Source organism: Ruegeria sp. HKCCD6647-2, from assembly GCF_057221075.1.
In genome coordinates this window covers 324,862-334,456 of the sequence record NZ_JBWVBD010000006.1, presented here as the reverse complement: position 1 = coordinate 334,456, position 9,595 = coordinate 324,862, and the positions used below count along the sequence as shown (strand labels likewise).

10 protein-coding genes are annotated in these 9,595 nt (G+C 58.5%); 2 read left to right on the top strand and 8 right to left on the bottom strand.

Features of this window, described 5'->3' with window-relative positions; all coding sequences use genetic code 11:
* The first annotated feature begins 157 nt into the window (after positions 1–157).
* Positions 158–1,165 (top strand): helix-turn-helix domain-containing protein, encoded by a 1,008-nt coding sequence (locus tag AC2TDJ_RS17720; RefSeq protein WP_480843997.1) that lies wholly within the window; start codon positions 158–160, stop codon positions 1,163–1,165.
* A 44-nt stretch (positions 1,166–1,209) separates the two neighbouring features.
* Here the strand turns inward: AC2TDJ_RS17720 and AC2TDJ_RS17715 are convergent, their stop codons facing one another.
* The 8 genes from AC2TDJ_RS17715 to tmpA all read right to left on the bottom strand — a co-directional run bounded on the left by AC2TDJ_RS17715 (position 1,210) and on the right by tmpA (position 8,560).
* Positions 1,210–1,968, bottom strand: a complete 759-nt coding sequence (locus AC2TDJ_RS17715) for a methyltransferase domain-containing protein (RefSeq protein WP_480843996.1) — start codon at positions 1,966–1,968, stop codon at positions 1,210–1,212.
* Positions 1,965–2,585: a pimeloyl-ACP methyl esterase BioG family protein gene (locus AC2TDJ_RS17710; protein ID WP_480843995.1), complete on the bottom strand. Its 621-nt coding sequence runs from the start codon at positions 2,583–2,585 to the stop codon at positions 1,965–1,967. Before AC2TDJ_RS17710 ends, AC2TDJ_RS17715 begins: the two co-directional genes overlap by 4 nt.
* Positions 2,582–3,868 carry an adenosylmethionine--8-amino-7-oxononanoate transaminase gene (gene bioA / locus AC2TDJ_RS17705; protein WP_480843994.1) on the bottom strand — a complete coding sequence of 429 codons (1,287 nt, stop codon included), beginning with the start codon at positions 3,866–3,868 and terminating at the stop codon, positions 2,582–2,584. Before bioA ends, AC2TDJ_RS17710 begins: the two co-directional genes overlap by 4 nt.
* Positions 3,865–4,485: a dethiobiotin synthase gene (bioD, locus tag AC2TDJ_RS17700; protein ID WP_480843993.1), complete on the bottom strand. Its 621-nt coding sequence runs from the start codon at positions 4,483–4,485 to the stop codon at positions 3,865–3,867. Before bioD ends, bioA begins: the two co-directional genes overlap by 4 nt.
* Positions 4,473–5,615 carry an 8-amino-7-oxononanoate synthase gene (locus AC2TDJ_RS17695; protein ID WP_480843992.1) on the bottom strand — a complete coding sequence of 381 codons (1,143 nt, stop codon included), beginning with the start codon at positions 5,613–5,615 and terminating at the stop codon, positions 4,473–4,475. Before AC2TDJ_RS17695 ends, bioD begins: the two co-directional genes overlap by 13 nt.
* Positions 5,612–6,592, bottom strand: coding sequence for a biotin synthase BioB (bioB, locus tag AC2TDJ_RS17690; RefSeq protein WP_480843991.1), 981 nt, complete (start codon positions 6,590–6,592; stop codon positions 5,612–5,614). Before bioB ends, AC2TDJ_RS17695 begins: the two co-directional genes overlap by 4 nt.
* 229 nt (positions 6,593–6,821) lie before the next feature.
* Positions 6,822–7,418 carry a (R)-1-hydroxy-2-trimethylaminoethylphosphonate oxygenase gene (gene tmpB / locus AC2TDJ_RS17685; RefSeq protein ID WP_480843990.1) on the bottom strand — a complete coding sequence of 199 codons (597 nt, stop codon included), beginning with the start codon at positions 7,416–7,418 and terminating at the stop codon, positions 6,822–6,824.
* Positions 7,415–8,560 (bottom strand): 2-trimethylaminoethylphosphonate dioxygenase, encoded by a 1,146-nt coding sequence (tmpA, locus tag AC2TDJ_RS17680; RefSeq protein ID WP_480843989.1) that lies wholly within the window; start codon positions 8,558–8,560, stop codon positions 7,415–7,417. The genes tmpB and tmpA overlap by 4 nt, the downstream gene beginning before the upstream one ends.
* Before the next feature lie 103 nt (positions 8,561–8,663).
* Between tmpA and AC2TDJ_RS17675 the strand changes: the two genes are divergently transcribed.
* Positions 8,664–9,524, top strand: a complete 861-nt coding sequence (locus tag AC2TDJ_RS17675) for a LysR family transcriptional regulator (RefSeq protein WP_480843988.1) — start codon at positions 8,664–8,666, stop codon at positions 9,522–9,524.
* Positions 9,525–9,595: the final 71 nt, after the last annotated feature.

Below are 9,595 nucleotides of genomic sequence, written 5' to 3'. Positions count from 1 at the left end.
ACCTCGTATGCACCTGCCCCCCAATGTCGGAATACGAAGACGCCGCAGAATAAAAACAACACAAACAATATACCCCGCCGGTAAATCGGCGGGGTCAGAAACCGGAAGAGGGCAAATCAGCACCAAGCGCTGCCCATATCAATCAGGTGGAGGAGCAATGAAACACTATGTCCTCAAAAACGACCATGCGCATTTGGAAAGTCCTGTTTCCGGCTCGCCTGAAAAAACTCAGAACATCGACGTAATCGTTGCCGATCCCGAGGCAAAAACGTCGGCAGAAATGATTGTCGAGTTTTACCGGGCTTTAAATGAACTTGTCGAAGGTCACGCGTACCACATCAAGTTTCGCGTGATCGCCGACGAACCGCCGGGGGGACCTTTGTACTGGGCCGGTCGCACTGCAATCTTCTGGGGGGACATCAACAAGAACTGGGCGCCGGTTGGTCAGGACAAGTCGAGGATCACCCAGATTATGAATTTGTCGTCCCGGACCATTCTCGTCGGAGGGGCGGTGTTGCTGCTGGCCCACGTGGGGCGGGCAAACGAAACCGTTGCGGCTGTTCACCCAAATTTTTCGGCTGCGGCGCGGGAAGTCGGGCTGATCGACAGCGGAACGGGCACCCAACGATCTTTGGATGGTCGCACGCATAGCGCGTCTACCAAACTGAGTGCTCTGAGGCTGTTGTCCGAGTTCGTCGCGCTGGACCATGGTGAGCATCTGGCAGATTCTTTGCGCGGCTACGTTGGCCTGACCGAGCCGAAGCAGACATGCGAAAGCCAACTTGCCAATCGTCTGATTCAACGTTCAGGAGCCGATCCGACGGTCAGAATGGCCATCCAGCAAATGCTAAAAAATGTTGAAGATCCGCTCAGGATTCCGGATCTGTCCAGGTCACTTGGAACATCCACGCGCCAGTTGCAGCGGCGGTTCCTGAGCAAGACTGGGGAAAAGCTCCTTACAACTTACCGGGAGCTTCGTCTGGAGCGTGCCCACAGCCTGCTTCGGCACACTGACATGCCACAGCGGGAGATTTCGACGGCAACGGGCTTTTCTTCTGCAACAGCTTTGGCGCGGGCATTCCGGGCGCACTATGGGACGACACCGGAATACGTTCGCGATCAGCGTTTTGCAGGAAACTTGTCGGGTCACTGCAAACCTGCTTAGTGGGTCTGAAACTCAATCCACAGGTGGAATGATTGCTGCACGACTTAAGCGTGCTTGCGGGCGATAATCCAGACCGGGTGATACGTCAAACACACACCTGATTCGCTGCCAAACAGCCGGGCATACTCATTTGTGAACTGCGAGAGGCGGGACTTGGTCCAGGTCGTTTGCGCGCGCCCGTTCACACCTGTATTCCGCAGGTGCTCAAGAACCTTTCGGGGCGAGGCAAAGTGCATCTGCTGCTTGGTTTCTCCGGTGGCAATGATCTCCAGATCGCCTTTCACGGCCGTGACCAAGTCTTTGGATCTGCACAGGCCGGGCGCTTTGGCGGCTGAGCCAATCTGAGCAAGCTCTCGGTATTGCTCGGGGCCGAAGCCGGAAACTGCCAACCAGCCGCCGCGGGCAAGTTTGTGCGAGGCTTTGGCCAAAAAGGCGGCCGGATCGGAGAGCCATTGGATCATCGAGGCGGACGCGACCAGATCGGGCCTGGCAGGCCATTCCACGGTCCTCGCATCACCGCACAGAAAATCTGCCTGAAACATGTTGGCTGTATCAATGGCGTGAGGTGACAGGTCATTGACCGTGAGCGTGTCGAAACCGAACCTTTCGCGCAACCGGTGTGTCAGATGACCGGTGCCACAACCGAATTCCAGCGCGGATGTAAAATGACGTGGCGCACCGCATTCCAGAAGTTTCTGTACCAGCAGATCGGCAATCCGTGCCTGTTGGCACGCAGATTCGTGGTAGCTGGAAAAGCTGCGGCTAAAGCTGCGCTGAACGCGTTCTGTCAGATGGACGTTCATTCGATCCAGTCCGCCCAGTTTTGCCCGACGCGAAACGGGACATGCGGGCCGGGGACGAAGCGGATGGCCTGCTGTTGCGGCTTCCACGCGATCTCTTGCGCCTTTGTGGGAATGATCCGGTCCCTTTGCGGAATCCAGATGCGATCAAAGCTCTGTTCAGGGGCCGGGCCGCGCGCGATCACGGCGTCGAGTTCGGCCTTGGCTGCCTCAATGTCTATGTTCGGCACGGTGCCTTCCAGACCGGCGCGGCGGCAGAACTTGGCGAAACTGTCTGTGCTCAAATTGTCCGCTGTGGCTTGGATCACGTCCGGTGCGATGCCGCGTTCCGCATCCGCAGGCACCAGGGTTCCGCTGACGGCGATCAGGCTTTCCGGGCGAAAACCCGTTTGGTCCAACCAATGCCCAGCTGATGCCACGCCAAATGAGAAAGCGATGATGTGGACCCGGTCATAGTGCTTCAGCTCAGGAAGTGGATCATCCAGCGTAGTGTAGTCGTCGACAAACAGAACATCCTCGGTGCCCGCAAGGTTTGCAAACGGAGTCGTGCCAAGAGACCAACCTCCGAACACCAGGATCAGATCCTGGGTTTCGGAACGGGTAAGCCATTGACACTTCACGACGCGCCCCTCGCCAGCGAGACCATGGCAGCGGTCACGCGGCTCAGTTCATCCGGCGTGATGATGTATGGTGGCATGCAATAGATATTCTTGGCGAAAGGGCGCAGCCAGACGCCCGTGTCCCCCGCCAACCCGTGGGCGACCGAGGGGTCGACCCATTCTTCCATCTCGATCACGCCGATCGCACCCAGAACGCGGACATCTGCGACGCCCGGTAGTGCACGGGCCGGTGCAAGTTCCTGCGAAAGCTGTTCAGAAATGCCGCTGACTTCTTCCCGCCAATCTCTTGCGATCAACTGACCGAGACTTGCATTTGCCGCCGCGCAGGCCAGCGGGTTGGCCATGTAAGTTGGGCCATGCATCAGAACGCAGGCCTCGCTCTCACCTATTCCACGTGCCACCGTTTCGGTAGTGACCGTTGCAGCCATGGTGATATGCCCGCCCGTCAGCGCTTTGCCCAGACAGAGAATATCTGGCAGAACGTCGGCGTGATGCATCGCGAACAGCTCGCCGGTGCGTCCGAACCCGGTGGCGATCTCGTCAAAGATCACCAGCACATCGTGCGCCCTGCACATTTCATGCGCGCGCTGCAGCCAGGTCGGGTGGTAAAAGTACATTCCACCGGCACCCTGAACCACGGGTTCAAGGATCAGGGCAGCTATCCGGTCAGCCTTGGCGGCCAACAGCTCCTCCAGTGCGCCCAAGCCATTGAGAACGGCATCCTCGGACCATTCCTGATTGAATGAGATGGGCGGGCGCGGCAGGAAGTGCTGGATCGACAGGGCTCCGCTGAATAGCCCGTGCATTCCGTTGACGGGGTCGCAGACGCTCATCGCCTTCCAGGTGTCCCCGTGGTAGCCACCGCGGATGGTGGCAAACTGCGTTCGGTCGGCGCGACCCATGGCCATCTGGTACTGCACCGCCATTTTCAACGCGACCTCGATCGAGACCGAGCCGCTGTCGCTGTAGAAAATGCGATCCAAGCCATCGGGCAGCAGGTCGATCAGCTTTCGTCCCAGATCGATTGCGGGTTGGTGCGTCAGACCGCCAAACATCACGTGTGGCATTTGCGCCAGTTGGTCCTGCATCGCATCAACAATGGCCGGGTGACGATGCCCATGCACCGCGCACCACCACGATGACATCGCGTCGATCATCTGCGTGCCGTCTTCGCGTGTCAGCCAGGCACCGTCAGCTTCGGTTATCAGGTGCATCGGACCCGGATCCAGCACGTTGGTGTAGGGATGCCACAGATGGCGGGCGTCAAACTCCAGCGGGGTCACAGGAAGCTCCGGATTGCATCGACGTCGATGGCGTCAAAGGCTTCGGTCAGGGTCCGGCGCGACAGGTTGTCGATATGCGGCAGTCGGCCCAGGTGGCGGACCTCGCACATCTGAGCGATTGTCTGTTCGACAGCCGGTTCCGGGTCGCCAACAAAAGCAACTCCGGCCACAGGGCACCCGGCGTTGCGCAAGGCCATCAGCGACAGGCTTGTGTGATTGATAGTGCCAAGTGCCGTGCGGGAGACCAGAACAATCGGGGCCTGCCACCGCGCGAAAACGTCGAGGAAAAAGTGTTCGCGATTCAGCGGCACCATGACCCCACCTGCGCCTTCGACCACCAAAGGCCCGTCGACCTGTGGCAGGGCGAGCCGCGACAGGTCGATCTCGATCCCCATATCCTCGGCGGACAGGTGCGGTGAGGCCGGCATGTTAAGCCGGTAGGCTTCGGGAAGGGATGTGACACCGGAAAGATTTGTGACCGTTTCGGTGTCGGTAGCTTCTTCAAGGCCGGACTGCACGGGCTTCCAATAGCTGGCGCCAAGCGCTGCGGCCAACCCTGCGGCGAATACGGTTTTTCCGACCCCGGTATCGGTGCCAGTCACGATCACGGCGCCCATGCGGCTTCCTTTCGGTGACGGGCGAGGTTTTCAAACAGATTGGCGATGTCGGCGGTGTCGACATTGCCCGTGATGGATATCCGCAACCGTGACGTGCCGCGCGGCACGGTCGGAGGGCGAATACCGCGAACGTCGAAGCCCCGGGCCTGCAATGCGGCAGCAGTGGCCATTGTTGGGGCGTCTTCACCGAGATTGATGGGGATGATCTGACTGTTCAGCGCGCCCTTCGGAACACCATGGCGCAGCGCTTCGCGATGAGCGTACCGGATGCGGGACCGTGCAGACTCGCTCAGGCTGTTGTCCAATTGCAGTTGACGAAGCACGCTTCGTACCAGAGCGGCACAGAATGGGGCAGGGGCCGTTGCAAAGATGAAAGGCCTTGCGCGGTTGATCAGCGTATCGATCATAACGCGCGCTCCGCAGACCAGCCCGCCGGAAACACCCAGCCCTTTTCCGCAGGTGTGCAGTGTCAGCACCTCGGCATTCAGGCCGTGCGCCAGCCCTTTGCCGTTCGGTCCGAAAACACCTGTGGAATGCGCTTCGTCCACGACCAGAATGGCTTCATGATCGCAAGCCAATCTGGACAGGTCTTCCAAAGGCGCCATATCGCCTTCCATGGAATAGACGCTTTCCACGGCAATCCAGATTTGACCTGAACCACCAGCGGCCCGCCAATCGCGAATAGCGCTTTGCGCTGCGTTCACATCGTTATGGGCAAACGAGCGCACCTGAGCCCTGCCGATGCGCATGCCTTCATGCGCACTGGCATGCACAAGTTCATCGTGCAGGATCAAATCTTCGGCAGCCGGAAGGGTCGAGAATATCGCCTGGTTCGCTTGAAATCCACCCCCCATGAACAAAGCAGCTTCGGCACCGAAGAACGCGGCGGCCTCCTGCTCCAGCGCTTCGTGTTCGGGGTGGTTCCCCCGCAACAGCCGCGACCCGCCCGAGCCCAGCGGAACGCCTTGTTCCAGTGCGTGCCGAGCCGCCTGCTGCAATAGCGGGGATTGCGACAGCCCCAGATAATCATTGGACGCGAAATCCAACCCGCACCGTGGTGAAAGGGCGCGGCGCCGATGCCTGTTGTCCAGTGCCTCCAGCATGGACTGTAGGCGGCTCAAAGCCTTCATACAGCGGCTTCCGCGCAGGATGGATCGGCTGCGGTTTCCGCCTCAATTCCGAGCTTGGCGAACAGGATCGCGTCCGTATCCTCTTCAGGGTTTTCTGCCGTCAGCAGGGTCTCACCCACAAAGATCGAATTTGCCCCGGCCAGGAAGCACATAGCTTGCAACTCGTCGCTCATGTCACTGCGACCGGCAGACAGGCGCACGTATGATTTCGGCATCATGATGCGGGCCGTGGCAATCACGCGCACGAAATCAATCGGGTCGATTGGCGTGGCATCGGCCAAGGGCGTACCCTCCTGAGGCATCAGCATGTTGATTGGAACCGAGTCCGGAGCTGGCTCCATGTTGGCCAGCGTCACGAGCATATCGACACGATCCTGAACCTCTTCACCCATTCCCAGAATGCCGCCGGAGCACACTTTGATCCCCGCTTCCTGCACACGGTTCATCGTGTCAATCCGATCGGCAAATGTGCGGGTGGTGATGACCTCGGAATAATACCGTTCAGACGTGTCGATATTGTGGTTGTAGTAATCCAGCCCAGCATCGCGCAGCCGGATGACCTGATTGTCGTCCAGCATGCCAAGCGTCATGCAGGTTTCCATACCAAGCTCGCGTACCCCTTCGACCATGGCGACAAGAGCGTCCATGTCCCGATCCTTGGGCTCGCGCCACGCCGCGCCCATACAGAAACGCGTTGCACCGCCGTCCTTGGCTTTGCGTGCCTCTGCAAGAACGCGCTGAACCTCGATGAGTTTGGATGCCGAGAGTGTCGAGCCGTTGCGGGCCGATTGCGAGCAATAGGCGCAATCTTCGGCGCAGCCTCCTGTTTTGATCGATAACAGTTTTGAAGTCTGAACCTTATTGGGATCGAAATGCTCGCGGTGAACGGTCTGAGCGCGAAACAGAAGGTCCATTAGCGGGAGGTCATACACGGCCTGCGCGGCCTCGCGAGTCCAGGAAAAGGTAGTGTCTTTCATTTTATCGATATTTTCTCAGGATCCCTATTTTTCACCGGCCTTATTATCGATAACGCCAAAAACCACAACTGTATTCTCCAATACAGCCGCTGACCGAGACATTTGGCCCCAGGTCCTTTCGCGCATCATTTAAGCAATCGGAAGCCAGTAAACTTGGGTGCAGGTGCGAAGTACACACTGCACGCAACCGGATCGGACGGATGGGATATAGCGGTTCGAGCGGAAGCGGCTATGCCTCTGTCGGCCGGCAACGTTGATCCACCAGTCGTTGGAGAATTGGAGCGAAGTGCCAGAAATCCGGCGTCTCCATCCCATTCTGCTTGCCGGCATCATCCAGATAGCGGACGGCGATGATTGCCTCCAGATTTGGATGGCGCTGGAACTCCGCGACTTCGTCGTCGCTCATTGGTCCACCCTGAAGGTTCAGAGAGTGGATCGAGGCATCGGACAAACGGCGCAGGTATTCCGGGCGGGTGGCGCACAAATAGCGCTTTGCCGCCACGTGGTAACGAACGCAATCCGTGATTACCGAGGGGAAGAAACGTTCCAGTACCTCGGCGCCCGCATCCTCGTGATGGCGATCTTCGGTGTCTTCCATCGTGAATGTCCCGAATTCACTGGTGAAATGCCCGATGTCGTGCAACAGAGCGGCGGCCACGATTTCCTCTGAGTGCCCGGCCTTTTCCGCCAGAGTGGCGCCTTGCAGCATGTGCTCACCCATCGTGACGGGTTCGCCCAGATACTCTTCGGCGCCGCGGCGATCAAAAATGGAACCCAGAAATTCAACGATGGTTTCAGGTGTCAGGTCTTTGTCTTGCGTGCTCATTGTGCTGCCTCCAGCCGGTTGCGTCGCATGGCATCGCGGGTAGAGCGCAATCCGTCCTTGTCGGCGTAACAGCCCTGCAACCAACGTTTTCCTGTGCCGGAATACGCCTTGCGCGCATGAAGTACACGCGTGTTGTCGACGATAAAGCCTTCGCCCGGCTCAAGCCGGAAGGTAACCTCCATCCTGGGGTCGTCGATGATTTCACCCAAGCGTCGATAAGCTGTGTACCAAAGATCCATCTTGTCAAACGGGACGTCTGTCACCGTCGCCAAGGACCGGTTGTTGAACCGCACTGCGATCAATTCACCATCCGGCGAAAGTTCGATCAAAGGGCGGCGGGACGTCAGGCAGACGCCGTCTTCGCCTGAATATTCGAATCGTGCGCAATGATTTGCGAGTACGTCGAAATAGTCCGGTTTTTCCTCTTGCAGGCGACGGGCGCAGGCAAATCCGTCGACGACCATGTTTTCTCCGCCCTCGGCCGTGCTTTCGAGGCAATACAGAACCTGCACCGTGGGGGCGGGGTCGCGATAGGGGTTGTCCGTGTGGGCCTGAAGACCCAGGCCAGTAAAGGCCAGGTTCGTCGGGTTCACTTCTGTCCGAACTTCGAACAGGCGGCCATAGTTGGTTTCACGTACATAACCGAACAGATCGACCACGCGAAACAAGGCGCCTTCTTCTACTGGACCGCCCTCGATTTTGGCAAAGCCGTATCGGGTTGCGCCCTCAAGCCACTCGGCAAGTCCACCGTTGTGCTGCTCCAAAGCGCTGAGCTTGCCGGTCGGAACGTTGCCCGAGATGCCGCAATCCCAAAGTTCGACATCTTCAGCGCACCACCCGCGGTTCTTCGCTGTGGAGCGGTCATATGTATGGGCGCGCAACCAATCGGGGGAAAACAGGACTGTTTTGCCTTCGGGCTCAAACCGAATTTCAACACCGGTTTCACTGCAGGATGCGGACGCGATCCGCGTGTCACCGGGAATGTCGCGCAGCGCGATCAGTCGCTGGCCGTTGGACGGCGACCGCGTGTCCGGATCCTGAGCATTGTCGCGCAACCAAATCGCGTGAAAACGCATCAGTTCATTGCCTTCTTTCAAGGTCAGGATGCGGCCTGTGGGGTCAACGGCTGTTTCCATGATCATTCTCTCAGCTATGGAAGTGGCGTGTCGTCGTTCGTCTTACAAATTGTACATTGAACGGATAAACTCAAATCAGAAATAACCGCAGTATGTATCGGTTTTGCTAATGAGTGATCGAAAGTTCCAGCTACCGCCTCTGGAGTGGATACGCGCCTTCGAAGCCGCCGCCCGATGTGGCAGCTTTACAGCCGCAGGCAGGGAGACCGGATTGACGCAGCCGGCCATTAGCCAGCGCATCAGCAATCTGGAACAACACCTGGGGTCCAAGCTGTTCGTTCGAAATGCACGCAACATTTCCCTGACTGTTGAAGGCGAAGCCTGGTTGCCACCGGTGCAGGCCGCCCTGACCGAATTGCGGGAAAGTTCTGAGGCGTTGTTTTCGAGTGGGCGAGACAGCCTGACCATATCGGCCAGTCAGTCGATCATCGACCTCTGGCTCACGCCGCGCCTGTCGCAAATTCAAAAGGCAACGGGTGCGAAATTGTCCATCCAGTCGCTGGTTCTTGGCAGCCAGTTAGCCTCGCTGGATGATGTCATCCAGATCCGCTATGGAGCGGGAAACTGGCCGCACGACTACAAGCAACCCTTGTATCGAGAGGCCCTGGTTCCCGTAGCGTCGCCGCGGCTGAAAGAGTTGGGTGGGGACTGGAAAAGTTGGCCGCGCATTTCCTGCACCGGACCGCGACCGGGCTGGAGCGACTACACAAGCCGATTTGGCATCCCCGCTGAACCCGCGTCGCGGCTTCGGTTCGACACGTTTTTGAGCGCGCTCGGAGCGGCCAGGGAAGGGCTGGGAGTTGCGTTGGCGTCACTGCCCTTGTGTTCCCGCGAGATTGAAGCCGGAACTCTGGAACCATTAAGCGATGACGTGCTGGACCATCACGAAACCTACTGGCTGCTTGCATCCAAAGACGCCATTGGTCGCAGCCAATGGGAAAAGCTGACGGCCGTTGTGGCGATGGATTGAAGCTTTTTCAATTCTGTTCGCCTGCACAAAACCAACTTTTTAGGTTCCCCAGCCTGCCCAATAGTGGGGCA

Coding starts and splice junctions, on each gene's coding strand:
- AC2TDJ_RS17720 (WP_480843997.1), top strand. CDS start 158: ATGAAACACTATGTCCTCAAAAACGACCATGCGCATTTGGAAAGTCCT.
- AC2TDJ_RS17715 (WP_480843996.1), bottom strand. CDS start 1,968: ATGAACGTCCATCTGACAGAACGCGTTCAGCGCAGCTTTAGCCGCAGC.
- bioD (WP_480843993.1), bottom strand. CDS start 4,485: ATGGGCGCCGTGATCGTGACTGGCACCGATACCGGGGTCGGAAAAACC.
- AC2TDJ_RS17695 (WP_480843992.1), bottom strand. CDS start 5,615: ATGAAGGCTTTGAGCCGCCTACAGTCCATGCTGGAGGCACTGGACAAC.
- bioB (WP_480843991.1), bottom strand. CDS start 6,592: ATGAAAGACACTACCTTTTCCTGGACTCGCGAGGCCGCGCAGGCCGTG.
- tmpB (WP_480843990.1), bottom strand. CDS start 7,418: ATGAGCACGCAAGACAAAGACCTGACACCTGAAACCATCGTTGAATTT.
- tmpA (WP_480843989.1), bottom strand. CDS start 8,560: ATGATCATGGAAACAGCCGTTGACCCCACAGGCCGCATCCTGACCTTG.
- AC2TDJ_RS17675 (WP_480843988.1), top strand. CDS start 8,664: ATGAGTGATCGAAAGTTCCAGCTACCGCCTCTGGAGTGGATACGCGCC.